A 26,376-nucleotide genomic window follows, 5' to 3' on the forward strand; every position below is an offset into this window, starting at 1 on the left:
AACTGAGCTAGAGTCCATCAAAAAAAATATATAAAGCCCAAAACTACCGTTGGAAATAGAAATAGTTGAAAGGCTCACAACTCCCGGAATGCGGATTATCTTTGCCCTGATTTCTGGCGGTTTTATTCAGGGTGCAAGCTGTCTGACCCTTTCCCGATATTCTCCCGGAGTACAACCAAACTCGCGGACAAACGCCTTGTGAAAAGATGATTCGCTGGCATAGCCTACTGACTCAGCGATCACCACAACAGGGAGCATTTCCCGGGAAAACATCTGGGCCGCTATTTGTAGACGCAACTTTGTTAATACAGCCAGCGGCGTGGTTCCGGAAACATCACGGAAAAGCTGGGCAAAACTTGCCCGGGACATGTGGGCGATGCTGGCCAGCGATTCGACGGTCCAGGCGTGTCCAGGCATTTCCATCATTTGCTGTATTACCGCACCAAGACGTGGATGCAGAAGCAAACTGAGAATGTTTTTCTCTGTATTAACCTGTGCAATCCACTCACGCACCGCGAGGGTAAAGAATGTAGCGCAGATCTGGCTACACAGAGCATCCACTCCCGGCATTGCCGATCTGGATTCCTGTTGTAAAAACGGGATCGCCTCCCTCAGCCAGTTATATTCCACGCTATGGTTCACTGGTGCTACAAACAGCGTTTCCGGCAAAGACGTTAAAAAATAACGCGCCGAATGTTGCAGCCGAAGAGTGCCACAGACAATACAGGTCGATTCATTATCGACATGACTCAGGCGATGAGCTGAATTTTGTGGTAGCAGGACCACATTTCCCGGGCGTAATGTAAAAATCTCTCCCGTCGGCATTTCCAGCTTCGCCGCTCCTTGCGTTAACGCATGCCAACGAATAACCGACAATTCCCCGGCACCATGTGGAAGTTGCCAGTCACTTCCTAACACGCAATTCTTATCGATCGTTCCTTGTGGAGCGTTAAGCATCAACAAACGGCTAAGAGCATCCATATCAGACTCCTGAGTGGTTTTTTGATTACAAACACCAACAATCTTAGTCAATAATTAATCTAATACCATCAAATAGTTAATCATGATTTTTGTTTTGTGATTCTGATTAAGAAAAAGAAAATACCAGACGATAAGACAAAATATCAAGCGTTGTGAAGAAATGTTATTTGCTCTTTTGCGTCTATAGTCATGATGTCAAATGAACGCGTTTCGACAGGAAATCATCATGAATAAATATCAGGCAGTTATTATTGGTTTTGGCAAGGCTGGAAAAACATTAGCCGTCACGCTGGCAAAAGCAGGTTGGCGTGTGGCTCTCATCGAACAATCAAATGCAATGTATGGCGGGACCTGTATTAATATCGGCTGTATCCCAACCAAAACATTGGTTCATGACGCACAGCAGCACACAGATTTTGTCCGTGCCATACAGCGTAAAAATGAAGTGGTTAATTTTTTACGTAATAAGAATTTTCATAATCTTGCGGATATGCCCAATATCGACGTGATCGACGGCCAGGCGGAGTTTATCAATAATCATAGCCTGCGTGTTCATCGGCCTGGGAGAAATCTGGAGATTCATGGCGAGAAAATTTTTATTAATACCGGTGCACAAGCCGTGGTTCCGCCAATTCCTGGAATTACCACCACGCCTGGTGTATATGACAGCACCGGATTACTTAATCTAAAAGAATTGCCTGGGCATTTAGGTATTTTGGGCGGCGGATATATTGGCGTTGAGTTCGCCTCTATGTTCGCTAATTTTGGCAGCAAAGTAACCATTTTAGAGGCAGCTTCGCTGTTTTTGCCTCGGGAAGATCGGGATATTGCTGATAATATCGCGACGATTTTACGCGATCAGGGTGTCGATATAATCCTCAATGCCCATGTGGAGCGAATCAGTCACCATGAAAATCAAGTGCAAGTGCATAGCGAGCACGCCCAACTGGCGGTGGATGCACTGTTAATAGCTTCCGGTCGTCAACCGGCTACCGCTTCGTTACATCCAGAAAATGCAGGTATCGCAGTAAACGAGCGCGGGGCAATTGTCGTTGACAAGCAATTACATACCACCGCAGACAATATTTGGGCGATGGGAGATGTTACCGGCGGGCTGCAATTTACTTATATTTCACTGGATGATTACCGCATTGTGCGTGATGAGTTGCTGGGAGAAGGCAGACGTAGTACTGATGATCGGAAAAATGTGCCTTATTCCGTATTCATGACACCGCCACTGTCCAGGGTTGGTATGACAGAAGAACAGGCCAGAGAGAGTGGTGCTGATATTCAGGTGGTGACATTGCCTGTAGCTGCAATTCCGCGTGCCAGAGTGATGAATGATACTCGTGGGGTATTAAAAGCGATTGTTGATAATAAAACCCAACGTATATTAGGGGCATCACTGCTGTGTGTTGACTCCCACGAGATGATCAATATAGTGAAAATGGTGATGGATGCCGGGCTGCCTTATAGCATATTACGCGATCAGATATTTACTCATCCGTCGATGAGCGAATCACTCAATGATCTATTTTCATTAGTCAAATAAACTCAAAATCAGACGCCAGAACAAATATTCTGGCGTCTCAGAGAAAAGAATCTTATTAATTCCCTGTTACTTTATAACTTCTTAATCACTTCATTGATGGTATTTTATATGTTTAAAAAATCTGTTTTATTTGCAACACTATTATCTGGCGTTATGGCATTTTCCACCAATGCAGATGATAAAATAATTCTGAAACATATCAGCGTCTCATCAGTATCAGCATCACCGACAGTTCTTGAGAATGCCATTGCTGATATGGCCAGAAAATATAATGCTTCATCCTGGAAAGTTACATCGATGCGAATTGATAATAATTCAACCGCAACAGCAGTATTGTATAAATAAGGATGTTTACAATGGAAAGATACCTGCACCTGTTAAGTCGGGGAGATAAAATTGGCCTGACATTGATTCGTCTGAGTATTGCGATTGTTTTTATGTGGATTGGGTTATTAAAGTTTGTCCCTTACGAGGCAGACAGCATTACACCATTCGTCGCAAACAGTCCACTAATGTCGTTCTTTTATGAACACCCGGAAGACTATAAACAGCATCTGACTCACGAAGGCGAATACAAACCAGAAGCAAGAGCATGGCAAACGGCTAATAATACCTATGGTTTTTCCAACGGTCTTGGCGTCGTGGAGGTGATTATTGCTCTGCTGGTTTTGGCTAATCCTGTCAATCGCTGGTTAGGTTTATTGGGTGGGCTGATGGCATTTACCACGCCGCTGGTAACACTCTCATTTTTAATCACCACCCCGGAGGCATGGGTACCCGCATTGGGTGACGCTCATCATGGTTTCCCTTATTTATCCGGTGCTGGTCGTCTGGTATTGAAAGATACTCTGATGCTGGCAGGTGCTGTCATGATAATGGCAGATTCGGCGCGGGATATTCTTAAACAACGCAGTAATGAATCCAGTTCAACGTTAAAAACTGAATATTGATAATCCGAACACTGTCTGTTGTTCACTTTTTCAGGCGTCAGGCTCCCTTTCTGATGATGAAGCCTGACGCCATATTACCGGAGATATGACAGAGTGAAGGTCAATATCACTCCCCTATTAAAAGATTCTTGTCGTCTCAGGTAAAATAAGTGATTAATATCAATCATGTATTTTTACAGCAAGACAACCACGAACAAACTCAGGATTAAAATGTTTTACCGATTCCCCAACATAACCCAAATCAAGCGAACTAATTTGCGCCATTTCTTTCTCTGTCAGTGAGAAATCCCAAATAGCAAAATTTTCTTCGATACGCTGTTGATGTGTCGATTTCGGAATAACGACCACTCCCCGTTGAATATTCCAACGCAGAATGACCTGAGAAATCGATTTTTGATGGGCATCTGCAATACTCTGAAGCAGATTATTTTCAAAGGGTTTATGTCGTCCACCACCTAACGGAGCCCATGCTTCAGGCTGCACGTTATAATACTTCATGGTTGCCAGCGCCTCTGGTTGGGCAAAATAGGGATGCAACTCGACCTGGTTGACCATCGGTTTAACTCTTACCGTTTCACAAAAGTTCGCCAGAACATGAGGGTAGAAATTGGAAACCCCAATCGCTTTTAATTTGCCCTCTTCATAGGCATCTTCGAGTGCACGCCACGCACTAAAATAATCGCGCATGGCCTGGTGCAATAAATAGAGATCGAAGTATTCTAGCCCCGATTTTTTTAATGATGCTTCAATACCTGCTGCTGCAATATCCTGATTCAACATATCCTGCACCCACAATTTAGACGTTATAAATAACTCTTCTCGGGTACATAAACCTTCAGATATGGCTTCACGAACGGCTTCACCGACGGCATCTTCATTACCGTATACCGCTGCAGTGTCGATGAGTCGATAACCCGTGCGGATAGCATTCAACACTGACTGTTTGCACACGTCTTTATCGGTAACCTGAAAAACACCAAATCCCATCATCGGCATTTTCAGATTGTTACTTAATACGGAAAATTCCACTGTCAGTCCCTCCATTAGGTATGAACAATGAGTCTACGTTAAAACGTAACCTCAAATTAGTATGTGGATTTTGATATCACTTATGCAAAAAATTCATTAATAATGTAGGACTGAAACCTCTCTATTTTTGGGGCAATGAAGCAGACGCTATCAGTGCTTTTGCCTTGGGACTTGCTGTTTTTGATACACTTAGGGCCCAGGACATAACGAAAATGTGCGATATGACAAAGAATTAACGGAGTATGTGATGATCAGGCAGAAGATTCTACAGCAGCTCCTGGAGTGGATTGAGTGCAATCTTGAGCACCCTATTTCAATCGAAGATATCGCACAGAAATCTGGCTACAGCAGACGCAACATCCAGCTTCTGTTCCGAAATTTCATGCATGTGCCTTTGGGAGAATACATTCGCAAACGAAGGCTTTGTCGTGCCGCCATTCTTGTCCGGCTCTCCGCGAAATCTATGCTTGATATTGCACTCTCTTTGCATTTTGATTCACAGCAGTCATTCAGCCGCGAATTTAAAAAGTTATTCGGCTGCTCTCCCCGTGAATACCGCCACCGTGATTATTGGGATCTCGCAAATATCTTCCCTTCTTTTTTAATACGTCAACAGCAAAAGACGGAGTGTAGATTAGTCAACTTTCCTGAGACACCTATTTTTGGCAATTCATTTAAATATGATATTGAAGTGTCGAATAAATTACCGGATGAAGAAGTCAAACTGCGACGTCATCATTTAGTCAGATGTATGAAGAATTTTAAGACGGATATCTATTTCGTCTCCACGTTCGAACCATCAACAAAATCGGTCGATTTGCTCACAGTTGAAACTTTTGCCGGTACGGTATGCAAACAAACCGATTCAGAGATGCCGAAAGAGTGGACAATTAACCGAGGACTGTATGCCTCTTTCCGCTATGAAGGTGAGTGGGAGCACTACCCTGAATGGGCGCGAAACCTCTATCTGATGGAATTACCTGCCAGGGGGTTAGCCAGAGTGAACGGCAGTGATATTGAGCGATTTTATTACAATGAAAACTTCGTCGAAATTGATAGCAATAACATTGTTTGCGAAATTTTTATCCCCGTTCGCCCGGTTTAGCCTGTAACTCCATCACATAAGATTTACCCTACCCTGCCACCGTCTAATCGGTGCCAGGGTAGGTATTCAGTAAATAATGGCGCTGCGCATGTCAACGCCATTATTATTTATTACATCGTCGTTTTTATTTCTCCTCAGCGCCTTCAGTATCTGCAGGAACGGCGTTAATTGTCACAGTCACTGGTTTCATTTCATACCCTCCATATGTCAAAGAGTTGAATGTGAATGTGTATGTACCTGGCTTGTTGGTACTAAATGTACGCGTGATTTTCCCGCTCGCGAAATGGTCATTTTTCGACGGCAGGAACTGATAATCCGCCTCTGTCACCCCTTCCGGAGCCTCAATGTCGACCCACATGGTTCCTCCTACGGGGTTGACACCCGACATCAGAGTAACCGTCAGTGTTGCAGTAGTCTTCCCGTCCGCCACCAGAGAATCTACACGCTCTGGAGATGCAGCGAGCACCGCGTTTTTATCATCCGCGACGAATTTAGATTCGGCAGTTTTCGTCGATTCCTGACCGTCGGCCTGTTCCACTTTCGCCGTGAGTGTATATGTCGCTGCGACAGTGGTCGTGGCGGTGAAAATAGCCTGCCCTTGCTCATTCGTTGTCGCCGTCCCATTGGGAGTCAGAACTAAATTTTCCGGGCTGGCAGTCAGCGTCACTTCGCTATCTTTCAGCAGGTTGTTATTGGCATCAGTCACCGTAACTTTATACGTCTGTTTGGTTTTGCCGTCCGCCACTGCACGGTTGCCAATCACCTCAATACTGGAGATGGTCGCCGTAGTCTTATCAGCCACAAACGTTACAGACTGCGCATTCGAAGGCTGGTCATTTCCTGCTGACGCCGTGATCTCATAGGTTCCGGCAGTCACGGAAACCACTTTCAGTTCCGCTTTACCCTCCTTGTCGGCGTTCACCATGATATTACCGTCTGCAAGCGGTTTGACGCCCCGAGGCAGATTAAAGACGACCACAGCGCCAGGAAGAAGGTTGCCGTATTGATCCTTAACCGTTGCCGTCAGCGTAAAGGCATCTTTGCCGTTTGCCACTTTTTGAGCAGCGGCGTCTACCTCCAGGCTCGCCTGACCGGTACTGAAATCCGCCTTGAATTTCACCTTGACCGTCTTCTGAGAGTTTTTCACCGAGGCCTCGATCTCAAGTTCCCCTGCAACCGTTGACATAAGCTCAATGTCCACTTTCCCTGCCGCATTGGTTGTTACTGTATTCCCCGTCTTGCTGGTCACACCCTGCGGTAAAGTCAGCGTAACTTCTTGCCCCTGCAACGGGTTACCATAGCTGTCCACGACGGTCAGGGTGATCTGGTTAGCAGACTGTCCATTAGCCAGTTGGTTATTAACCTTCACTGTCATATCACGAATCTCAGCCTTAGATGCGTCACCTGCAACATTCAGCACCAGTGGCTGAGCAACGGCATTTTGGCCGTTCACTCGCGGCATCACAGACAACTGACCCGCGGCAGATCCCAGCGTTAAGGTCGACACGTAGACCCCATTACCTTTCTCTGTCCAGTTTCCTGCTGAAGGACGCTCACTCCCCGTGCTGGCGGCACCACTAAACACTGGTGCATCTGGCTTCAGCCCGGTGACCGGATTCCCGTACGCATCCTTCACGGTGAAGGTGAGTTCCGTCGTCGTTTTAACCGTTGGAGTTTTATTGTCCGCAACAAGCGTAGAGTTCGCTGATGACATCTCTCCGGCAATAACAGTCAGCTGCGCGGCTTCGGTGGCTGCAGGCTGGCCGTTGAAGAGCGGCATGACACGAAGCTCGCCCGTCTTTCTGCCTGTAGTTAACGTAGCAACATAGGAACCGTCACCTTTTTCGGTCCAACTGGAAACGGTCGCCCCTTCAGAGGCGGTCCCCGTCAAACTTGCCGACAACGAAAGACCACTGATAGCGTTGCCATGCGCATCTTTCGCCACCAGCGTTACGGTTGTGCTTTCACCGGCTTTTACGTGATCTTCTGCGACAGAGACTTTCGACTGGTTTGAAGATAATGCATCAGCCACCACGGTTACTTTTGCCGCATTTGCTGCCGCGTCCTGCCCATTGAGCTTCGGCATAACGTCTAATTCACCCGCCGTAGTGCCGAGAGAAATCTGCGCAGTCCAGGTCCCGTCGCCATTATCCGTCCAGCCTGATGCCGTAGAACCAGCAGCAGCTGCGCCCGATAATGACGGTGCATCCGGATTGAGGCCAGTTACAGGGTTGTCATTAGCATCTTTTGCCGTCCAGATTGCCGTAACTGTACCGCCAACCACCGGTTTATCAGGATTCAGTGTGATGGACGAATGTGCTGCATCAAGCGGCCCGGCAACAAACTTCAGCGTTTGTTGTAATGTGCCCAGCTGATACTGCTCGCTGAAGGCACGCACAACAACGTTTCCGGCACGGGTCGAAGAAACCGTGGCGCTGTAAACCCCTGGTTTTATTTCCGAAATGGCACCAACGGTTACACCATTAGTGTCTTGCGGAACAAGTCGCAGGCGGCTGGCTTCTCCCGTCACCGGATTACCCTCGGAGTCCACCGCTGTCAGTGTCAGCGTGTAGGCTTGCTGACCATCAGCAACCACATCACCTGACGGCTCGTTAGCACTCAGGGTGGAGTTTGACACATCCATCATCGTGGCCCGCAGTTCTGCAGTGACAGTTTTGCTCATGTCATCAACGCTAACAGTAATCGTTGCCTCACCTGACTGCGTTCCGGTAGTAAAGACAGACTGATACACCCCTGCTTCAGTTTCGGTGAACTCACCCAGTGTTGGCTTTGCCTGTGATTTAGTGGCCTTCAGGGTACGAGTCACAATATTTCCAGCCGGTTTGAAGGTTAGTTCAGTCTTGATCTGATCTTTCATGCCCGTGACTGGCTGCCCCTCGGCGTCGCGCAGAGACAGCACCAACGGCTTTTGCTCATTACCGTTAGCAAGCATTTGAATACGGCTCTGACCGTCAAGCGTTAACGCCGTACGATCGGCGCTCATACCAGCTCCGCTAATAACCACTTCTGTCTGCACACGTTTCGAGGCATTGCCTTTGTTATCGTAGGCAATCGCTGAAATCGCATAATAATTGTCTTTGCCTGCCTGATAAGCCGGGAGCGTCACTTGCCACTGATTGCCCTGCCCCGTAATTTTTCCGCCTGCGGCCAGCAAAGACGGCGCTTCCCATTGCACATTTTTCAGACCGTGAGTTGCTTTGCTGACCACAAGCCCCAGGGAAACCGTCTGGCCGCCCTTGCCTTCAATACGCTCAGGCAGAGCAATACGGATCACTTCAGATTTGCGATACTCAAGAACGATATTGTTATTACGCTCAACCAGGTCATAGCGGCTGCCTGCCAGCATTCGACGCTCGCGAATGCTGTCTGTATCGAGTTGTTTTTCCAGAGGTTCGCCAATCCGATAATTAACTTCCAGGCCAAAGCGAGTGTCATTCTCACCACTCTTGCCCTGCTTATGCCCGGCACTCAGGGTCAGAAGAGGCACTGGCGTGTAATTCACTTCAGCGGTAATCGCATGTGGATCTTTCTGGCGTTTATCTTTACCAAACAGCCCGACTTCATCGCCATAATACTGTTCATACATCAGGCTTGCGCCAAGCTGCGGCCAGGCAGGTAAATAGCCCTCAGCACGAATATCCCAGCCATTCGCCGGGCGTTCCTGATAATCCTCAACATCCGGCGATTTTTTCCAGCCAGAAGCCCGGATATAACCATTGGCGCTCAGTTTCAAATAATCACGCCAGTATTCCGCACCAACACCAATGCGGGTATGACTACGGGATAAATCATGATCGATAAAAGTATTCACCCCCGCCATCCAGTCATTTTCTGAAAAATGACGCCAGCCAAAACCAATATTTGACTGAGTACGATCGTCGGTACGATGTATTGCCCCCTGAGTGAACAACATATTTGTCGGTGTATCATAAATCGGATAAAGCATTTCCAGCGAAGAGTCCTTCAGCGAGAAATTTTTATCGACATTCAGTTTGACGCGCGCAGTACCGTATTTCCCGAGCCACTCCTGAATTTCCTGGTTAGCTTTAGCGGTGGCCATTCCGGTAATAAAGTTACGTGTCGCATCGCTATCTGGCTGACTGCTTAAAAATGTCCCGGCATTAGCGGCAAGCGACGCGACATTTTTCTCCACGTTATTATCAGCAGTTACCGTAGTATTTTCCATGCTCAACCGTGGCTGAACCGCATGCTGCGCACGTGCTGCCATTACTGGCGTAAAGGTGACTGCGAGTGGAAAAAGAACCTGAACAGAGATATTTGCCCACGCCACGCAGCGGGCCAGAACTGAATAACGAAATCGTGGCTGTTTATTGTCTGTTTTATAACGTGACATTGAGATAATTTCCTGATGAACGAATTAACGAACATAGGCAGACACAAATAATGGCGTCTGCTTGTCAGAAAAACCGGGGATTTCCCGGTTTCCTTTTCCACAGAAAAGGAAATACCTTTATGTAAGAAAGTACACCGCCACCTAATATATCCAGTGTCTGTAGCCACTCATCAGGTGGTTGGGCGCGGGATTATATTTTTATTTATGGGTAAAAATTTAGCTTTTTGTGCAAGTCATTAAATAGATACTTAAGTTATATTTCTTACTCTGCGGGCAGTGAATAATTCATTATTCAGAGTGAATAATAATGACCCGTCTTTAATTAACTGCTATTGGGAGTACGTCGAAGTAAGTATATACGCTGGGATAAACCAATATATTTTTTATGGACATTCATTTTTATTCATCGGACTGTAAATTCCGGGGATATCGAACTTGCACGACTAATCTCAACCCTCAAACAGATTTATGAATTTTGTTCATAACCCCTGACAAATCCTGCCGTCTAATCGAGCTCTTCCCTTTACGTTATGCTTCTCATGAACGATAACGGAAGGATAACACCATGCAAAAAGTAAAACTGAACAACGGTATTGAAATGCCCCTGTTGGGCTTTGGTGTATTTCAGATGACCGATGCCGCCGAATGCGAAAGAGCGGTCATTGACGCTATTAACAGCGGTTATCGACTGATTGACACCGCCGCCTCTTATCAAAATGAAATCCAGGTCGGGAACGCCCTGAAACAAAGCGGTATCGCCCGTAACGAACTCTTTGTCACCACGAAACTCTGGTTGCAGGATACCAGTTACGAAGGGGCCAAAGCCCAGTTCGAACGCTCTCTGAATCGACTGCAACTTGATTACGTTGACCTGTACTTGATTCACCAGCCATATGGCGATGTCCACGGGGCCTGGCGTGCCATGGAAGAGCTGCAACAGGCCGGTAAAATTCGCGCTATTGGCGTCAGTAACTTCCATCCTGACCGACTGGCAGACCTTATCGCTTTTAATAACGTCGTTCCGGCGGTAAACCAGGTTGAAGTTAACCCTTTCAATCAGCAGCTACAGGCCGTTCCCTGGATGCAAAGTCGTGGCATTCAGCCAGAAGCCTGGGCACCGTTTGCGGAAGGGAAAAATGGTCTGTTCCAGCATCCTGTTCTCACGGCAATTGGCGAGAAGTATGGCAAAAGCGTGGGACAGGTTGTTCTGCGCTGGATCTACCAACGAGGCATTGTTTCACTGGCAAAATCAGTGCGAAAAGAACGCATGGAAGAGAACATCAACATTCTCGATTTTGAACTCAGCCCTGAAGATATGCTGCAAATTACCGCCCTGGATACCGCAACCAGCGCGTTCTTCTCTCACCGCGATCCCGCAATGGTGGAATGGCTGACTGGCCGCAAACTTGATGTTTAAGCCGCGATAAAAGAGGTATTCATTCAATGCAAAAACGTTATCTGGGTAAATCCGGACTCGAAGTCTCCGCCCTTGGGCTCGGTTGCATGGGCTTAAGCCACGGCTACGGCCCGGCGACCGATACCCGTCAGGCTATCGAACTTATTCGTGCTGCGGTTGAACGTGGTGTCACCTTCTTCGATACCGCCGAAGTGTATGGTCCGTATCTGAATGAAGAAGTGGTCGGCGAAGCCTTAAAACCGTTTCGTGACCGCGTGGTAATTGCCACTAAATTCGGTTTTACCTTCGGCGATGATAATAAGCAGCAGATTTTAAACAGCCGTCCGGAACATATCCGTGAAGCCGTTGAAGGATCATTACGTCGTCTGAAAACAGATGTTATTGACCTGCTGTATCAACACCGTGTTGATCCAGATGTTCCTATTGAAGATGTTGCAGGAACGGTGAAAGACCTCATCGCAGAAGGTAAGGTCAAACATTTCGGCCTGTCTGAAGCAGGAGCACAAACCATTCGTCGTGCACATGCGGTACAACCTGTCACCGCCCTGCAAAGCGAATATTCCATGTGGTGGCGTGAGCCTGAACAGGAAATTCTGCCGTTGCTTGAGGAACTGGGAATTGGTTTTGTCCCCTTCAGCCCACTAGGTAAAGGTTTCCTGACAGGGGCGATTAAGCCGGGAACCACTTTCGGCAAAGATGATTACCGCAGCACCGTACCGCGTTTCGCAGCACAAGCCATTGAAGCCAATGAAAAACTGGTCACCTTGTTAGGTGAACTGGCTGCGGAGAAAGGGGTAACGTCTGCACAAATTGCACTGGCATGGCTATTAGCACAAAAGCCGTGGATTGTTCCCATCCCTGGCACCACTAAACTGCACCGGCTGGAAGAAAACCTGGCCGCTGCTGACATTGTTCTTTCGCAGAAAGATACGCAGCAGATAAGCAAGGCGCTGGAAACAATTAAAATCGTCGGTGAACGTTACTCGCCTGAACATCAGGCACGCGTAGGCCGCTAATACCCAAACGGGTCCAGGATAAAGGACCCGTTATTCGGTGTAGCGAAGCGCATCGATCAACAACGCAAAAGCTGGCGGATGCTGCTTGCGGCTGGGGTAGTAAAGATAATACCCAGGAAAAGTTGGACACCACTCCTGTAACACCTGAATAAGCTTGCCTGACTCTATATACTCCTGAACCATGTCTTCAGGGACACAAGCGATCCCAAACCCTGATAACGCGGCATCAATTCTTTCTGGCAATGGACTACACGTCAGTTGCCCATCAACCTTAACGCGAAGCGGTTTCCCTTCTCGCTCGAACTCCCAGTGGTAAAGCCCACCGGCAGTTGGCAAACGCATGTTGATGCAGCGATGATTTTGTAGCTCGTGAGGCGTTTCAGGCGCAGGGTTTGCAGCAAAATACGCCGGAGCTCCCACCACAGCCATCCGCATATCTGGTCCAATCCTGACTGCAACCATATCTTTATCAACATTTTCACCCAGTCGTATCCCGGCATCAAAACGGCCTTCAACAATATCGACAAAACCGTTATCCACCACCAGTTCGACATTGATTTCGGGATACTCTCTGAGAAAAGGTTTTAGCTTCGGCCAGACCAGACTTCGCGCGGCATGTTCCCCGGCAGATAACCGAATATTCCCGGAGGGCGTGCCGTTCAATTGAATAAGTGATTCCAGTTCCTGTTCAAGCTCGTCAATACGCGGTTCAAGGCAGGCAATGATTCTCTCCCCCGCTTCTGTGGGAGCCACACTGCGGGTAGTCCGTGTCAGGAGGCGGATATTGAGCCTTTCCTCCAGAGCCTTCATTGCATGGCTAAGTGCAGACTGAGAGACGCCGAGTTTGCCCGCTGCTTTGGTAAAACTTCGCTCTCTTGCCACCACAAGAAAGATTTGCAGTTCGTTGAAGTTTTCTTTGAGCATTGGCGATTTCCTTGTAGAAGCATCCTCTTCACACACACTCATGAAGGGGGGCATAGATGCTATTATTTTAACCACATTATTAGTAACAATGATAATCTGGCTGTATCGAAAATAATTCTAAACTTTCAGGAGATTTATTATGAATAAACGTATCCTCACGATTGCGCCATTCTTCTTACCGATATTCTGACACACATCATTAACTTTCTATTTTTACTCTTTTCTCCACCATAAAATCAATAAAAGCACGAACTTTAGAGGGCATTCTCACCCGTGATGAAACATATATATAAAATCCAGGAAATGAAACGGCCCAATCCTCAAGAATCGGCTGTAACTTGCCCGCATTGATATGTTTAGCGATTGCAAAATCCAGATGTTGAATGATACCCGTTCCATTCAGCGCCATTCGTATCATGCTTTCGTCATCATTAGAAATATACTTACCTGACACCTCTATTTCGAACTCTTCATTACCCCCACAACATTCGAAAACTCCCATGCTGAGAGTGCACCGCTACTTTTATGCCGCAACCGAAGACAATTATGGTTACTCAATTCCTGAGGAGTTTCAGGAATACCGTGTTCTTTTAAATAATCTGGCGATGCCACAGTAACCAGTTTAATAAGCGGAGAAACAGGAACGGCAGTCATATGCTCATCCAGTCCTTGCTCAAGACGTATGCCCACATCACAGCCGTCCGCAATAATGTTAGATAAACCGTCATCCATAATGAGTTCTATCTTTGTTTTGGGGTAACGAGTAAGAAACTCGCCAATATGAGGCTCAATAAGCATCCTTGCTGCAACACGGGAGGAATTTATTCTCAACAGTCCTGTAGGTTCAAGTTGGGTGTCACCGACATCTTTCAACGCATCATCAATTTGCCCCAAAGCCGACACCAGCACTTCATACAGATGCTGTCCTTCCTCAGTAAGCGACATATTGCGGGTCGTACGGTATATCAGCTTGGTGTTAAGACGTTCCTCAAGAGATTTTAAATTCTGGGACAATGCGGCCCGCGTAATACCCATTTCAGAGGCTGCTCTGGAAAAACTGCCGGCACGAACAATCAGCGCAAACCAGGCAAGAGAAGGCAAAATTGAAGGCTCTATTTTCATCATTGTAAACCTTAACTTAACACTGTGATAGATATTAGACCATTGATGATAACCAATACAAGTCATACTATTACGCCGTTCGCGATATGAACACGAATGCCAGTTGCGGATAATAGAAATGATATTTAAATCTGTTTAGGCAAATCCCTGGAGCTTGAAATGAAAACTGTTTCGATAAAACACACTTACTGGGATATAGCTGCTGATATCTATTTCCCTGACGATTTTAATAGTGAAAAAAAGTATCCTGCCATTATCAGTGCCCATCCAATTGGAAGCTGCAAAGAACAGACATCGGGTAGTGTGTATGGTGCCGCCCTGGCAAAAGCTGGCTTTATCGTCATTGCTTTTGATGCCAGTTTTCAGGGAAGCAGCGGTGGAGAACCGCGTTATCTGGAAGATCCAACAATGCGAGTAAAAGACTTCAGCATTGTCGTTGATTACCTTACCACCTTACCTTACGTTGATGCCGGGCGTATTGGTGTACTGGGTATTTGTGGTGGAGGTGGATATGCCATTAATGCCGCAATGACAGAACGTCGGATTAAAGCCATTGGTACTGTCACGGGTGCAAACTACGGGCGTCTTATGCGTGAGGGATTTACAGCGTTTAATCCTATCGGAGCACTCGAAGCAATGGCGCAACAAAGAACAGACGAAGCTAACGGCGCAAAACTTCGCGTAGATGATTTGCTCCCTTCTTCTCCGGAAGCAGCTCTTGAAGCGGGATTAACAGAAATAGACCTTTTTGAAGCAACAGAATATTATCGTTCGCCACGAGGCTGTGCGCCTAATGGGGTAAATCGTTCGCTATTTTCACATCAGACTGTTGCCGTGGGCTGGGATGCTTTTCATCTTGCAGAAGTCCTGTTAACTCAACCACTAATGGTTGTAGTGGGCGATAGAGTGGGCGCTTTTGGTGCCTATCGTGACGGCTGCGAAATTATTGGTCGTGCAGCCTCAAAACATAAAGAACTGGTCGTGGTTGAAGGTTATTCACATTACGACCTGTATGATAAGCCAGAATCTGTGAAACAGGCGCTCGATAAATTAATTCCTTTTTACAAAACACATTTGTAATAACTTTGCAGGGAGATTCATTATCTCCCTGACATTTATCCTTTATTGACTACACGACAATAATGAAATTACTCAAAAAGAATTCTATTAAAGAAAAAAGCATCAAAAAGTAGCAACTCAACTTATTAAGATTATACGCATTAAAATCAGATAAACATTTGAGGTATTGTTATGACAAATAAACACCCATCATTGTTTTCTCCTTTTATGCTGACAGAAAAAATAAAGCTACGTAATCGTATCGTTATGGCTCCTATGACAACCTGGTCAGCTAATCCTGATGGAACCATCTCTGAGCAAGAACTCGAATTTTATAAACGTCGCTCACAAAATGTTGGTTTAGTAATAACAGGATGTACCTATGTCACGCCAAGCGGCATTGGGTTTACTCATGAATTTGCCGCGTATGACGACCGTTTCATTAACAGCCTTGAAAAGTTAGCAGCTGCAGCCAAAAGTGGCGGTGCTCCGGCTATTTTACAGATTTTCCACGCCGGTAATAAAGCCATCCCGGAGCTTGTGCCAAATAACGATGTTATTAGTGCCAGCGCATCAAGCGTAAAATCTGGTGACTTTATGAAGAGAGTGGTACAAAGCAGGGAAATGACTGAAAACGAAATTCAGGAAACCATTAGAGCATTCGGAGATGTCACAAAAAGGGCGATTAAAGCAGGTTTTGATGGCGTTGAACTTCATGGTGCGCACGGATTCCTTCTGCAGAATTTCTTCTCCCCTCTATTTAACCAGCGTAATGACCGATGGGGAGGAGATCTTGAAGGACGTATGCGCTTCCCGCTGGCCGTATTACAGGAAGTAAAAAATGTAGTCTATGAATATGCGACAAAGCCCTTTGCTATCGGTTACAGAATATCTCCTGAAGAATCTGTAACAGGGGGGCTGCGGATAGAGGATACTTATAAACTCCTTGATCGACTCATTTCATCCGGTATTTCGTATATACATACCTCGCTGGTCAGTATTAACGATAGCTACCCTGTTGAGTCGCCAAATGGCCCCCGAACTATTGAATTGATTTTAAATCATATTGCAGGCAGAGTGCCGGTAATCGCCGCAGGTAAAATACGCACACCGTCTCAGGCTCAAGAAGCAATTTCCGCTGGCCTGCCACTTGTTGCGATCGGTAAAGGGCTGGTGATAAATCCAGAATGGGTGACTTTAGCTGAATCAGGTAGAAGTCATGAAATTCAAACAGCCCTTAATCCACAACGCGTTCCTGAATTAACCATTCCGGATAAACTATGGGATCAAATTCAGGCATCGAAAGGAACTGGCTGGTTTCCGTTAATGGATTAAATATCGATTACTCTCCCGAGAGTAAAACTATCAAATCAATGAGTAACCGATACAGCCTCGCAAATTCTTTCAGATAATTAACCCGTCACTGCGGCACGTTCTCTCGTAAGGCGTGCCTGCAGTGTAATCCAGTATGTATCCGGCATAGTTGACGGTTTAATAGACTCAATTCCTCTCCCTGGTTACCTACAACGATATCTTGTATAACACCCCAGGAGATACGACGTTACGATGAGATGCGATATGCTCCTCAGCGCCAATCAACGCCAGGACTGGGCCAGTCTTGAGATCAGACTCATTCCCGTAACTGATTTCAGGCGACATATATCAATGACGTTGGGGCAATAAAAGATAGCCGATGTAATACATCTATTCAAATTTGTGATACATGTCAAAAAATTGGTTGACCAAACTCGTTATTTATATAAGGGCACTTACGAAGTGCACTCTTTTTTAAAGCGAGGAAGTACCAATGAAAGAGAATAAAGTACAGCAAATCAGTCATAAACTGATTAATATCGTTGTTTTTGTCGCAATTGTAGAATACGCCTATTTATTTCTCCATTTCTATTAATAACGGCAATAAACTGTTCACTTCAGTGATATTTAAAATATGCATCCTCTCCCTTTTTTGTAAGTAATTATTATATCCGTGGGAGAGGAATACACATTGTCAGGTAATCAATCATGCTGCAATAAATCATCGGCCAGTAAAGTGGAGATAGCCTCCATTCTCGAAAAATCCATACTCTCAGCGAAACCATCATCAATCACTCATCCAGGCGTTTATGGGAGCGTCGCCAATGGCTGCTAACAATGCCAGACTTCCCCGTTGCGGAAATTCCACATCCCACAAATAGTCACAGTGATTGGGTGTTGAAATGATCCGGATGAGCATGTATCTTTACGGTTATGTTATAACATAACAGGTAAAAATGATGAAACCCAATATCCATCCTGAGTATCGTACTGTGGTGTTCCACGACACCAGCGTTGATGAGTACTTTAAAATCGGCTCGACTATCAAAACAGACCGTGAGATTGAGCTGGATGGCGTAACGTATCCGTACGTAACAATTGATGTCTCTTCGAAATCGCACCCGTTCTATACAGGGAAGCTGAGAACAGTGGCATCAGAAGGAAATGTTGCACGGTTCACCCAACGTTTTGGTCGTTTTGTTAGCACGAAAAAGGGGGCATGATGAAAGTCCTTAACTCTCTGCGTACCGCAAAAGAACGCCATCCAGACTGTCAGATTGTGAAGCGAAAAGGACGGCTGTATGTGATTTGTAAATCTAATCCACGTTTTAAGGCCGTTCAGGGTCGTAAGAAAAAACGTTGATTCAAAATTCGACGAATTAACGATATTTGTCTGATTAATAATCATACCGGATTAATGTTGGTGTATTTATTACACCAGCATTAATTTTCCTGGGGATGTATCTTCCTGTTCATTTAAGGTCAACTGCCTGACGTTTCTCTCCGAATATTCCATTATATTAATGTTGACTTGTTGACAAGCTGCGCCCTGTATGCTGGCATCAACTCTATTTTAGACTGAACACGCCACTCAGTTTCCTCCCTTTGCGACGCAGCCTGCATTTACACTCAAACTGTTAAGATGATAAATGTGGTAAATCTGTTGGTACTGACATAAAAACGTTTACGCCACAGGAACGGCCAGATCCATCGGTAACCCCATCGCCGACGTTCGAGTGCCAGTTAGAGTAACGCGCACAGATGACTGAATGCAGTGCCCTGGCAAAGAGGCCATCGTTCCTGTGACAACTGGCAGTCTTCGTTTAACTTCACTTAATTTGGCTCTTGGGGGGCTTACCGGACAGATGACGTACTTACACCTGTTTAATTTTTCATCACTTATTGGGATGAACACCCATAACCATTTTGTGCGGCATGTTAATCCATTAAAACACCTTACTGATTGGCAAATCATCTTTAATTATGACTTATGATAGTTTTATATTCTATTTCTTGTCATTTAAACTTGTTTTTTTACTAGTCCATTACACAACACATTAAGACTATTCCTAACACCTCAGGGCAAAGTTCCTGGCTAATATAAAATGCAAGTAAGAATTGAACGTTATATTGCCAATAACCTTATGAAACTGAATGTCTTTTTCTTCTTATCAAAAAAGCAATATTTTCATTTTTTGTAAATATTGACTTAACCATGGAATTCATTTTCTGTTCACATATTGACACTCATCAGGAAAAAAACATAAATTTAAACCTAATCGAAATAATTAAAACTTAATCTCGTTTAACCTATATTGATATGTGCTACGTATCTTATTTACTTCCGATTTACTAAAGAAACTGAATGTACCTGTAAAAATTACAGGTTTGGAAAGTAGTGACATGGCAAAATGATTACAGCAGGGACTATGAGGTTAAAAACCATATGGAATGTCAAAACCGTTCTGATAAATACATCTGGTCTCCCCATGACGCCTACTTCTATAAAGGACTATCTGAACTGATTGTGGATATCGACAGATTAATTTATCTATCGCTGGAGAAAATCAGAAAAGATTTCGTGTTTATCAATCTCAATACGGATTCTTTAACTGAGTTTATAAACCGTGATAATGAGTGGTTATCCGCGGTAAAGGGGAAACAGGTCGTATTGATTGCGGCCAGAAAGTCAGAAGCCTTAGCAAATTATTGGTATTACAACAGCAATATTAGGGGCGTGGTATACGCTGGACTGAGTCGTGATATTAGAAAAGAACTGGCCTATGTGATTAATGGCAGGTTCCTGAGAAAAGATATTAAGAAAGATAAAATCACTGACCGGGAAATGGAAATTATCCGCATGACGGCTCAGGGAATGCTGCCTAAATCGATTGCCAGAATTGAAAATTGTAGTGTGAAGACAGTGTATACCCATCGGCGGAATGCAGAGGCCAAGCTGTACTCAAAATTATATAAGTTGGTTCAGTAAACTCCAGGCAAGTTAGTTTTAAAAATGACTCACCGGGACTTCATGTCCTCAATTCAACTCGGGAAGAAAAGCAATGAAAAAAAAGGTTCTGGCAATAGCTCTGGTAACGGTGTTTACCGGTACAGGTGTAGCGCAGGCTGCTGACGTAACAGCTCAGGCTGTAGCGACCTGGTCAGCAACAGCCAAAAAAGACACCACCAGTAAGCTGGTTGTGACGCCACTCGGTAGCCTGGCGTTCCAGTATGCCGAAGGCATTAAAGGTTTTAACTCACAAAAAGGTCTATTTGACGTGGCTATCGAGGGTGACTCAACGGCTACCGCCTTTAAACTGACCTCACGCCTTATCACCAACACCTTAACCCAGTTGGATACCTCAGGTTCCACACTGAATGTGGGCGTGGATTATAACGGCGCGGCAGTCGAAAAAACTGGCGATACCGTGATGATCGATACCGCCAACGGCGTACTGGGCGGCAACCTTAGCCCACTGGCTAACGGTTACAATGCCAGCAATCGTACCACCGCACAGGATGGTTTCACTTTCTCCATCATCAGCGGCACCACCAATGGTACCACCGCAGTAACCGATTACAGCACTCTACCGGAAGGCATCTGGAGCGGCGACGTTAGCGTACAGTTCGACGCTACCTGGACCAGTTAATCTCTCTGATGTACCAGCAGGGGTACCCCCCTGCTTTATTCCTGGACGGAATTGTTATGAAAAAGCACCTTCTGCCTCTCGCTCTGCTGTTTTCCGGAATATCACCGGCCCAGGCGCTGGATGTCGGCGATATATCATCGTTTATGAACAGTGACAGCAGCACGCTAAGCAAAACGATCCAAAACAGTACCGACAGTGGCCGCCTCATCAATATCCGTCTCGAACGGCTCTCTTCACCGCTTGACGACGGGCAGGTTATCGCAATGGACAAGCCGGATGAGTTGCTACTCACTCCCGCCAGCTTGCTGCTACCCGCCCAAGCCAGCGAAGTGATCCGCTTCTTCTATAAGGGACCAGCAGATGAAAAAGAGCGCTACTACCGCATTGTCTGGTTTGATCAGGCCCTCAGTGATGCGCAGCGCGATAATGCCAACCGTAGCGCTGTGGCCACTGCTTCCGCCCGCATCGGCACCATTCTGGTCGTCGCACCCCGCCAGGCGAACTACCACTTTCAGTACGCCAACGGCTCCCTGACAAATACAGGAAATGCGACGTTGCGGATCCTCGCCTACGGCCCCTGCCTGAAAGCCGCCAATGGTAAGGAGTGTAAAGAGAATTACTACCTGATGCCGGGCAAGTCGCGTCGTTTTACCCGCGTGGACACGGCGGATAACAAAGGACGGGTTGCACTTTGGCAGGGTGATAAGTTCATTCCCGTGAAATAGATAGCTGTGCAGATGGATAACGACAATGCCTTTACGACGGTTCTCCCCAGGACTGAAAGCCCAGTTTGCCTTCGGCATGGTCTTTTTGTTCGTTCAGCCCGATGCCAGCGCTGCTGACATAAGTGCGCAGCAAATAGGTGGGGTGATTATTCCGCAGGCCTTCAGTCAGGCGCTTCAGGACGGCATGAGCGTCCCGCTCTATATTCATCTCGCCGGTAGCCAGGGTCGCCAGGACGATCAGCGAATCGGCAGCGCTTTTATCTGGTTGGATGATGGACAGTTACGCATCCGGAAAATACAGCTGGAAGAGAGTGAAGATAACGCCAGTGTCAGCGAACAAACTCGACAGCAACTGATGACTCTGGCCAACGCCCCGTTCAATGAGGCCCTTACCATCCCCCTGACTGACAACGCGCAGTTGGATCTCAGCTTGCGCCAACTGCTGCTGCAGCTGGTGGTCAAGCGCGAAGCGCTGGGCACCGTACTACGCTCACGTAGCGAAGACATCGGGCAGTCCAGTGTTAACACCCTCAGCAGTAATCTGAGCTATAACTTCGGCGTCTATAACAACCAGTTGCGTAACGGCGGGAGCAACACCTCCAGCTATCTGTCGCTGAATAACGTTACTGCGCTGCGCGAACATCACGTGGTGCTCGACGGCTCACTGTACGGGATTGGTAGCGGTCAACAGGACAGTGAATTATATAAAGCGATGTATGAACGCGATTTTGCTGGTCACCGATTTGCCGGTGGAATGCTCGACACCTGGAACTTGCAGTCCTTAGGGCCGATGACCGCCATTTCAGCAGGGAAGATTTACGGCCTTTCCTGGGGAAACCAGGCCAGCTCCACCATCTTCGACAGCAGCCAATCGGCCACGCCAGTGATCGCCTTTTTACCGGCGGCGGGCGAAGTACATCTCACCCGTGATGGGCGGCTACTAAGCGTTCAGAACTTCACCATGGGCAATCATGAAGTGGATACCCGGGGTCTACCGTACGGTATTTACGATGTGGAAGTTGAGGTAATCGTTAACGGTCGCGTGATCAGCAAACGCACCCAGCGGGTCAATAAGCTGTTTAGCCGGGGGCGTGGCGTCGGTGCACCGCTGGCGTGGCAGATATGGGGCGGCAGTTTTCATATGGATCGCTGGTCGGAAAACGGGAAAAAGACGCGACCAGCCAAAGAGAGTTGGCTGGCAGGTGCCTCGACCTCCGGCTCACTGAGTACGTTTAGCTGGGCGGCAACAGGATATGGATACGATAATCAGGCGGTGGGTGAAACCCGTCTGACGCTGCCGCTTGGGGGGGCGATCAACGTTAACCTGCAAAACATGCTGGCCAGTGACAGCTCATGGAGCAACATCGCCAGCATCAGCGCCACTCTACCTGGAGGCTTCAGTTCGCTGTGGGTTAACCAGGAAAAAACCCGCATTGGCAATCAATTGCGACGTAGCGATGCCGACAACCGTGCAATCGGCGGCACACTCAACCTGAACTCACTGTGGTCGAAGCTGGGTACGTTCAGCATCAGCTACAATGATGACCGCCGCTACAACAGCCATTATTACACGGCAGATTACTATCAAAGTGTCTACAGCGGTACCTTTGGTTCGCTTGGCCTGCGGGCCGGTATTCAGCGCTATAACAACGGCGACAGCAGCGCCAATACAGGGAAATATATCGCTCTCGATCTCTCGCTACCACTGGGCAACTGGTTTAGCGCAGGGATGACCCATCAAAACGGCTACACCATGGCAAACCTGTCAGCACGCAAACAGTTTGATGAAGGAACCATTCGCACTGTTGGTGCCAATCTGTCACGAGCCATCTCCGGCGATACCGGTGATGACAAAACCCTCAGCGGTGGGGCGTATGCACAGTTCGACGCTCGTTACGCCAGCGGAACGCTGAACGTCAATAGCGCGGCGGACGGCTACATCAATACTAATTTGACCGCCAACGGCAGCGTCGGCTGGCAGGGTAAAAACATCGCTGCCAGCGGGCGGACCGATGGCAACGCTGGGGTGATATTCGACACTGGCCTGGAGAACGATGGTCAGATCAGCGCCAAAATCAACGGGCGGATTTTCCCGCTTAACGGCAAGCGTAACTATCTCCCGCTCTCTCCCTATGGAAGATATGAGGTGGAGTTGCAGAACAGCAAAAACTCACTCGACAGTTACGATATCGTCAGCGGTCGCAAAAGTCATCTGACTCTCTATCCAGGCAATGTCGCTGTCATTGAGCCAGAGGTGAAGCAGATGGTTACCGTCTCCGGTCGTATCCGTGCGGAAGACGGCACACTGCTGGCTAACGCACGGATTAACAACCATATCGGCCGAACCCGAACCGATGAAAACGGCGAGTTTGTCATGGACGTGGATAAGAAATACCCCACTATCGATTTTCGCTACAGTGGCAATAAAACCTGCGAAGTGGCACTGGAACTCAACCAGGCGCGCGGTGCCGTCTGGGTCGGTGATGTGGTCTGCAACGGCCTCTCATCGTGGGCGGCGGTGACGCAGACAGGAGAAGAGAATGAGAGTTAACCTACTGATAGCGATGATAATCTTTGCGCTAATCTGGCCTGCAACCGCGCTCAGAGCGGCAGTGAGCAAAACAACCTGGGCGGATGCTCCGGCACGCGAGTTTGTGTTTGTCGAAAACAACTCAGACGACAACTTTTTCGTCACTCCTGGCGGGGCGCTGGATCCGCGCCTGACCGGTGCCAACCGCTGGACCGGTTTAAAATACAATGGTTCAGGAACCATCTATCAGCAAAGCCTCGGCTACATTGATAACGGTTACAACACCGGCCTTTATACCAACTGGAAGTTTGATATGTGGCTGGAAAATTCACCAGTTTCATCTCCTTTAACTGGCTTGCGCTGCATCAACTGGTACGCAGGGTGTAATATGACCACCAGTCTTATCCTGCCGCAAACCACCGACGCCAGTGGATTTTATGGCGCGACGGTGACCAGCGGCGGCGCGAAATGGATGCACGGCATGTTGTCAGACGCGTTTTACCAGTATCTGCAACAAATGCCCGTCGGCAGCAGCTTTACAATGACCATCAATGCCTGCCAGACCTCTGTGAACTATGACGCCAGCAGCGGCGCACGCTGTAAGGATCAGGCCTCCGGCAACTGGTATGTTCGCAACGTCACCCATACGAAAGCAGCAAATCTGCGGTTGATAAATACCCACTCGCTGGCGGAAGTATTTATCAACAGCGACGGAGTACCGACTCTGGGCGAAGGGAACGCCGACTGCCGGACGCAAACCATCGGCAGTCGTTCAGGATTAAGTTGTAAGATGGTTAACTATACCCTGCAAACAAACGGACTCAGCAACACCTCAATCCATATATTCCCGGCGATCGCCAACTCGTCGTTAGCCTCGGCCGTCGGGGCGTACGATATGCAGTTCAGTCTGAATGGCAGTTCATGGAAACCGGTGAGCAATACTGCCTATTACTACACCTTCAACGAGATGAAGAGCGCAGACTCGATCTATGTTTTCTTCTCGAGCAACTTCTTTAAGCAGATGGTGAACCTCGGGATCAGCGATATCAACACCAAAGATCTATTCAACTTTCGCTTTCAGAACACCACATCACCGGAGTCTGGCTGGTATGAATTTTCTACCTCCAACACGCTGATTATCAAACCCCGTGATTTCAGCATCAGTATTATCTCCGATGAATATACTCAGACACCGTCGCGGGAGGGATATGTTGGCAGCGGCGAGTCGGCACTCGATTTCGGCTATATCGTAACCACCAGCGGTAAAACAGCTGCCGACGAAGTGCTGATCAAGGTGACCGGACCCGCGCAGGTGATTGGCGGGCGCTCCTATTGTGTCTTCAGCTCCGATGACGGTAAGGCGAAAGTACCGTTCCCGGCGACACTTTCCTTTATTACCCGCAACGGAGCTACAAAAACCTACGATGCCGGGTGCGATGATAGCTGGCGGGATATGACCGATGCGCTGTGGTTGACCACACCGTGGACTGATATCTCTGGCGAAGTGGGGCAGATGGATAAGACCACAGTCAAATTTTCGATTCCAATGGATAACGCCATTTCTCTGCGTACGGTAGATGATAACGGCTGGTTTGGCGAAGTCAGCGCTTCAGGAGAGATTCATGTTCAGGCGACGTGGCGTAACATTAACTAAGGCCCTGCTGACAGTGGTCTGTATGCTGGCGGCACCTTTGACACAGGCGATTTCGGTCGGCAATCTGACTTTTTCACTGCCGTCCGAGACTGACTTTGTCAGCAAACGTGTCGTGAATAACAACAAAAGCGCACGGATATACCGTATTGCCATCAGTGCTATTGATAGCCCGGGCAGCAGTGAATTGCGCACCCGACCGGTGGATGGTGAACTACTTTTCGCCCCCCGCCAGCTGGCGTTGCAGGCTGGTGAGAGCGAGTATTTTAAATTTTACTATCATGGTCCACGGGATAACCGCGAGCGCTACTACCGGGTCTCATTTCGCGAGGTCCCCACTCGTAACCTGACAAAACGCAGCCCAACCGGCGGTGAGGTCAGCACGGAGCCGGTGGTGGTGATGGATACCATTCTGGTAGTACGACCACGTCAGGTTCAGTTTAAATGGTCCTTCGATCAGGTGACCGGAACGGTAAGTAACACCGGCAACACGTGGTTTAAGCTACTGATTAAACCAGGATGTGATTCGACCGAAGAGGAAGGCGATGCCTGGTATCTACGTCCGGGAGACGTGGTTCATCAGCCTGAGTTACGTCAGCCGGGGAATCACTATCTGGTCTATAACGACAAATTCATTAAGATTAGCGATTCCTGTCCGGCTAAGCCCCCTTCGGCGGACTAAGACTTATCCATCGGACGAGGGAAGAATTCCACCTCAGAGACTCAAAAATCGTTTAAATGATGTGGAAGCGATCGTCAATGTCACCGATGAGCTTTCTCATATGCACACCACAGTGTTCAGGAGACACGGAAAGGTACCAGGCGGCCTGCTAACGAGTGGTTTCTTCACTAATTAGGACGTAAAATCGGTAACGGCTGGAAATCATTCAATACTCACACTATCGAAAGTACACCAGCCAACCGCGATACGTCCCTGCATACGACGTACCGCAGTTCTCTTTACGATTTATAGCTG

Annotated in this window: 21 protein-coding genes and 2 pseudogenes; 17 read left to right on the top strand and 6 right to left on the bottom strand. The window is 47.4% G+C overall.

Annotated features, from left to right (window positions below; genetic code table 11):
* Window positions 1-126 precede the first annotated feature (126 nt).
* Window positions 127-981: a reactive chlorine-specific transcriptional regulator RclR gene (gene rclR / locus ACJHYO_RS07605; RefSeq protein WP_001295801.1), complete on the bottom strand. Its 855-nt coding sequence runs from the start codon at window positions 979-981 to the stop codon at window positions 127-129.
* 226 nt (window positions 982-1,207) lie between these two features.
* Between rclR and rclA the strand changes: the two genes are divergently transcribed.
* The 3 genes from rclA to rclC all read left to right on the top strand — a co-directional run bounded on the left by rclA (window position 1,208) and on the right by rclC (window position 3,483).
* A complete protein-coding gene (gene rclA, locus ACJHYO_RS07610) occupies window positions 1,208-2,533 on the top strand; it encodes a reactive chlorine resistance oxidoreductase RclA (protein WP_001046332.1) in 1,326 nt (441 codons plus the stop codon).
* A gap of 108 nt (window positions 2,534-2,641) precedes the next feature.
* Window positions 2,642-2,878 (top strand): reactive chlorine resistance periplasmic protein RclB, encoded by a 237-nt coding sequence (gene rclB, locus ACJHYO_RS07615; RefSeq protein ID WP_000474088.1) that lies wholly within the window; start codon window positions 2,642-2,644, stop codon window positions 2,876-2,878.
* A gap of 11 nt (window positions 2,879-2,889) precedes the next feature.
* The gene (gene rclC / locus ACJHYO_RS07620; protein WP_001298546.1) at window positions 2,890-3,483 is read left to right on the top strand and encodes a reactive chlorine species resistance protein RclC; all 594 of its coding nucleotides are present in this window, start codon (window positions 2,890-2,892) and stop codon (window positions 3,481-3,483) included.
* A gap of 159 nt (window positions 3,484-3,642) precedes the next feature.
* Here rclC and ACJHYO_RS07625 read toward each other — a convergent pair whose 3' ends face one another.
* The gene (locus ACJHYO_RS07625) at window positions 3,643-4,512 is read right to left on the bottom strand and encodes an aldo/keto reductase (RefSeq protein ID WP_001295799.1); all 870 of its coding nucleotides are present in this window, start codon (window positions 4,510-4,512) and stop codon (window positions 3,643-3,645) included.
* A 247-nt stretch (window positions 4,513-4,759) separates the two neighbouring features.
* On the opposite strand from ACJHYO_RS07625, the gene ACJHYO_RS07630 reads away from it, so the two are divergent.
* Window positions 4,760-5,617 carry a helix-turn-helix domain-containing protein gene (locus ACJHYO_RS07630; RefSeq protein ID WP_000620995.1) on the top strand — a complete coding sequence of 286 codons (858 nt, stop codon included), beginning with the start codon at window positions 4,760-4,762 and terminating at the stop codon, window positions 5,615-5,617.
* A 124-nt stretch (window positions 5,618-5,741) separates the two neighbouring features.
* Here the strand turns inward: ACJHYO_RS07630 and fdeC are convergent, their stop codons facing one another.
* The gene (gene fdeC, locus ACJHYO_RS07635) at window positions 5,742-9,992 is read right to left on the bottom strand and encodes an inverse autotransporter adhesin FdeC (protein WP_085455207.1); all 4,251 of its coding nucleotides are present in this window, start codon (window positions 9,990-9,992) and stop codon (window positions 5,742-5,744) included.
* A gap of 565 nt (window positions 9,993-10,557) precedes the next feature.
* Here fdeC and ACJHYO_RS07640 point away from each other — a divergent pair.
* Together ACJHYO_RS07640 and ACJHYO_RS07645 are read left to right on the top strand one after the other, a co-directional pair.
* The gene (locus tag ACJHYO_RS07640) at window positions 10,558-11,409 is read left to right on the top strand and encodes an aldo/keto reductase (protein WP_001174452.1); all 852 of its coding nucleotides are present in this window, start codon (window positions 10,558-10,560) and stop codon (window positions 11,407-11,409) included.
* A gap of 26 nt (window positions 11,410-11,435) precedes the next feature.
* Complete coding sequence (locus ACJHYO_RS07645) at window positions 11,436-12,425, top strand: aldo/keto reductase (RefSeq protein ID WP_085455206.1); 990 nt, start codon at window positions 11,436-11,438, stop codon at window positions 12,423-12,425.
* 30 nt (window positions 12,426-12,455) lie between these two features.
* Here the strand turns inward: ACJHYO_RS07645 and ACJHYO_RS07650 are convergent, their stop codons facing one another.
* Both ACJHYO_RS07650 and ACJHYO_RS07655 read right to left on the bottom strand, forming a co-directional pair.
* Entirely contained in the window at window positions 12,456-13,349 is an 894-nt protein-coding gene (locus ACJHYO_RS07650) for a LysR family transcriptional regulator (RefSeq protein WP_000910711.1), read from the bottom strand.
* Window positions 13,350-13,548: 199 nt separating this feature from the next.
* A pseudogene (locus ACJHYO_RS07655) lies at window positions 13,549-14,474 on the bottom strand (LysR family transcriptional regulator).
* Window positions 14,475-14,630: 156 nt separating this feature from the next.
* Between ACJHYO_RS07655 and ACJHYO_RS07660 the strand changes: the two are divergent.
* The 5 genes from ACJHYO_RS07660 (at window position 14,631) to ykgO (ending at window position 18,207) form a co-directional block, all read left to right on the top strand.
* Window positions 14,631-15,551 carry an alpha/beta hydrolase gene (locus tag ACJHYO_RS07660; RefSeq protein ID WP_085455205.1) on the top strand — a complete coding sequence of 307 codons (921 nt, stop codon included), beginning with the start codon at window positions 14,631-14,633 and terminating at the stop codon, window positions 15,549-15,551.
* A 171-nt stretch (window positions 15,552-15,722) separates the two neighbouring features.
* Complete coding sequence (locus ACJHYO_RS07665) at window positions 15,723-16,865, top strand: NADH-dependent flavin oxidoreductase (RefSeq protein WP_000182341.1); 1,143 nt, start codon at window positions 15,723-15,725, stop codon at window positions 16,863-16,865.
* A gap of 472 nt (window positions 16,866-17,337) precedes the next feature.
* Window positions 17,338-17,439: a small membrane protein YkgR gene (ykgR, locus tag ACJHYO_RS07670; protein WP_000662258.1), complete on the top strand. Its 102-nt coding sequence runs from the start codon at window positions 17,338-17,340 to the stop codon at window positions 17,437-17,439.
* A 364-nt stretch (window positions 17,440-17,803) separates the two neighbouring features.
* On the top strand, window positions 17,804-18,067 hold the full coding sequence (locus tag ACJHYO_RS07675; protein WP_000803998.1) for a type B 50S ribosomal protein L31: 264 nt from the start codon (window positions 17,804-17,806) through the stop codon (window positions 18,065-18,067).
* On the top strand, window positions 18,067-18,207 hold the full coding sequence (gene ykgO / locus ACJHYO_RS07680) for a type B 50S ribosomal protein L36 (RefSeq protein WP_000866436.1): 141 nt from the start codon (window positions 18,067-18,069) through the stop codon (window positions 18,205-18,207). Before ACJHYO_RS07675 ends, ykgO begins: the two co-directional genes overlap by 1 nt.
* A gap of 69 nt (window positions 18,208-18,276) precedes the next feature.
* On the opposite strand, the pseudogene ACJHYO_RS07685 reads toward ykgO, so the two are convergent.
* Window positions 18,277-18,467 (bottom strand): annotated as a pseudogene (locus ACJHYO_RS07685) (hypothetical protein).
* 823 nt (window positions 18,468-19,290) lie between these two features.
* Between ACJHYO_RS07685 and ecpR the strand changes: the two are divergent.
* The 6 genes from ecpR (at window position 19,291) to ecpE (ending at window position 26,082) form a co-directional block, all read left to right on the top strand.
* Window positions 19,291-19,833: an ECP biosynthesis operon DNA-binding transcriptional regulator EcpR gene (gene ecpR, locus ACJHYO_RS07690; protein WP_000389022.1), complete on the top strand. Its 543-nt coding sequence runs from the start codon at window positions 19,291-19,293 to the stop codon at window positions 19,831-19,833.
* 73 nt (window positions 19,834-19,906) lie between these two features.
* Complete coding sequence (gene ecpA, locus ACJHYO_RS07695; protein WP_000730982.1) at window positions 19,907-20,494, top strand: common pilus major fimbrillin subunit EcpA; 588 nt, start codon at window positions 19,907-19,909, stop codon at window positions 20,492-20,494.
* A 56-nt stretch (window positions 20,495-20,550) separates the two neighbouring features.
* Window positions 20,551-21,219 (top strand): fimbrial chaperone EcpB, encoded by a 669-nt coding sequence (gene ecpB, locus ACJHYO_RS07700; RefSeq protein WP_000716404.1) that lies wholly within the window; start codon window positions 20,551-20,553, stop codon window positions 21,217-21,219.
* A 25-nt stretch (window positions 21,220-21,244) separates the two neighbouring features.
* The gene (gene ecpC, locus ACJHYO_RS07705) at window positions 21,245-23,770 is read left to right on the top strand and encodes a fimbrial usher EcpC (RefSeq protein WP_085455204.1); all 2,526 of its coding nucleotides are present in this window, start codon (window positions 21,245-21,247) and stop codon (window positions 23,768-23,770) included.
* The gene (ecpD, locus tag ACJHYO_RS07710; protein WP_001265646.1) at window positions 23,760-25,403 is read left to right on the top strand and encodes a fimbrial adhesin EcpD; all 1,644 of its coding nucleotides are present in this window, start codon (window positions 23,760-23,762) and stop codon (window positions 25,401-25,403) included. Before ecpC ends, ecpD begins: the two co-directional genes overlap by 11 nt.
* Window positions 25,372-26,082: a fimbrial chaperone EcpE gene (ecpE, locus tag ACJHYO_RS07715; RefSeq protein ID WP_001339257.1), complete on the top strand. Its 711-nt coding sequence runs from the start codon at window positions 25,372-25,374 to the stop codon at window positions 26,080-26,082. The genes ecpD and ecpE overlap by 32 nt, the downstream gene beginning before the upstream one ends.
* Window positions 26,083-26,376: the final 294 nt, after the last annotated feature.

The sequence above is a fragment of the Escherichia sp. WS1118 genome, assembly GCF_046487695.1.
Lineage (GTDB): Bacteria > Pseudomonadota > Gammaproteobacteria > Enterobacterales > Enterobacteriaceae > Escherichia > Escherichia coli.

Excerpts from the sequence above, each read along its gene's own strand:
- rclR (WP_001295801.1), bottom strand. The coding sequence starts at position 981 with ATGGATGCTCTTAGCCGTTTGTTGATGCTTAACGCTCCACAAGGAACG.
- rclA (WP_001046332.1), top strand. The coding sequence starts at position 1,208 with ATGAATAAATATCAGGCAGTTATTATTGGTTTTGGCAAGGCTGGAAAA.
- rclB (WP_000474088.1), top strand. The coding sequence starts at position 2,642 with ATGTTTAAAAAATCTGTTTTATTTGCAACACTATTATCTGGCGTTATG.
- rclC (WP_001298546.1), top strand. The coding sequence starts at position 2,890 with ATGGAAAGATACCTGCACCTGTTAAGTCGGGGAGATAAAATTGGCCTG.
- ACJHYO_RS07630 (WP_000620995.1), top strand. The coding sequence starts at position 4,760 with ATGATCAGGCAGAAGATTCTACAGCAGCTCCTGGAGTGGATTGAGTGC.
- fdeC (WP_085455207.1), bottom strand. The coding sequence starts at position 9,992 with ATGTCACGTTATAAAACAGACAATAAACAGCCACGATTTCGTTATTCA.
- ACJHYO_RS07640 (WP_001174452.1), top strand. The coding sequence starts at position 10,558 with ATGCAAAAAGTAAAACTGAACAACGGTATTGAAATGCCCCTGTTGGGC.
- ACJHYO_RS07645 (WP_085455206.1), top strand. The coding sequence starts at position 11,436 with ATGCAAAAACGTTATCTGGGTAAATCCGGACTCGAAGTCTCCGCCCTT.
- ACJHYO_RS07650 (WP_000910711.1), bottom strand. The coding sequence starts at position 13,349 with ATGCTCAAAGAAAACTTCAACGAACTGCAAATCTTTCTTGTGGTGGCA.
- ACJHYO_RS07660 (WP_085455205.1), top strand. The coding sequence starts at position 14,631 with ATGAAAACTGTTTCGATAAAACACACTTACTGGGATATAGCTGCTGAT.
- ACJHYO_RS07665 (WP_000182341.1), top strand. The coding sequence starts at position 15,723 with ATGACAAATAAACACCCATCATTGTTTTCTCCTTTTATGCTGACAGAA.
- ykgR (WP_000662258.1), top strand. The coding sequence starts at position 17,338 with ATGAAAGAGAATAAAGTACAGCAAATCAGTCATAAACTGATTAATATC.
- ACJHYO_RS07675 (WP_000803998.1), top strand. The coding sequence starts at position 17,804 with ATGAAACCCAATATCCATCCTGAGTATCGTACTGTGGTGTTCCACGAC.
- ykgO (WP_000866436.1), top strand. The coding sequence starts at position 18,067 with ATGAAAGTCCTTAACTCTCTGCGTACCGCAAAAGAACGCCATCCAGAC.
- ecpR (WP_000389022.1), top strand. The coding sequence starts at position 19,291 with ATGGAATGTCAAAACCGTTCTGATAAATACATCTGGTCTCCCCATGAC.
- ecpA (WP_000730982.1), top strand. The coding sequence starts at position 19,907 with ATGAAAAAAAAGGTTCTGGCAATAGCTCTGGTAACGGTGTTTACCGGT.
- ecpB (WP_000716404.1), top strand. The coding sequence starts at position 20,551 with ATGAAAAAGCACCTTCTGCCTCTCGCTCTGCTGTTTTCCGGAATATCA.
- ecpC (WP_085455204.1), top strand. The coding sequence starts at position 21,245 with ATGCCTTTACGACGGTTCTCCCCAGGACTGAAAGCCCAGTTTGCCTTC.
- ecpD (WP_001265646.1), top strand. The coding sequence starts at position 23,760 with ATGAGAGTTAACCTACTGATAGCGATGATAATCTTTGCGCTAATCTGG.
- ecpE (WP_001339257.1), top strand. The coding sequence starts at position 25,372 with ATGTTCAGGCGACGTGGCGTAACATTAACTAAGGCCCTGCTGACAGTG.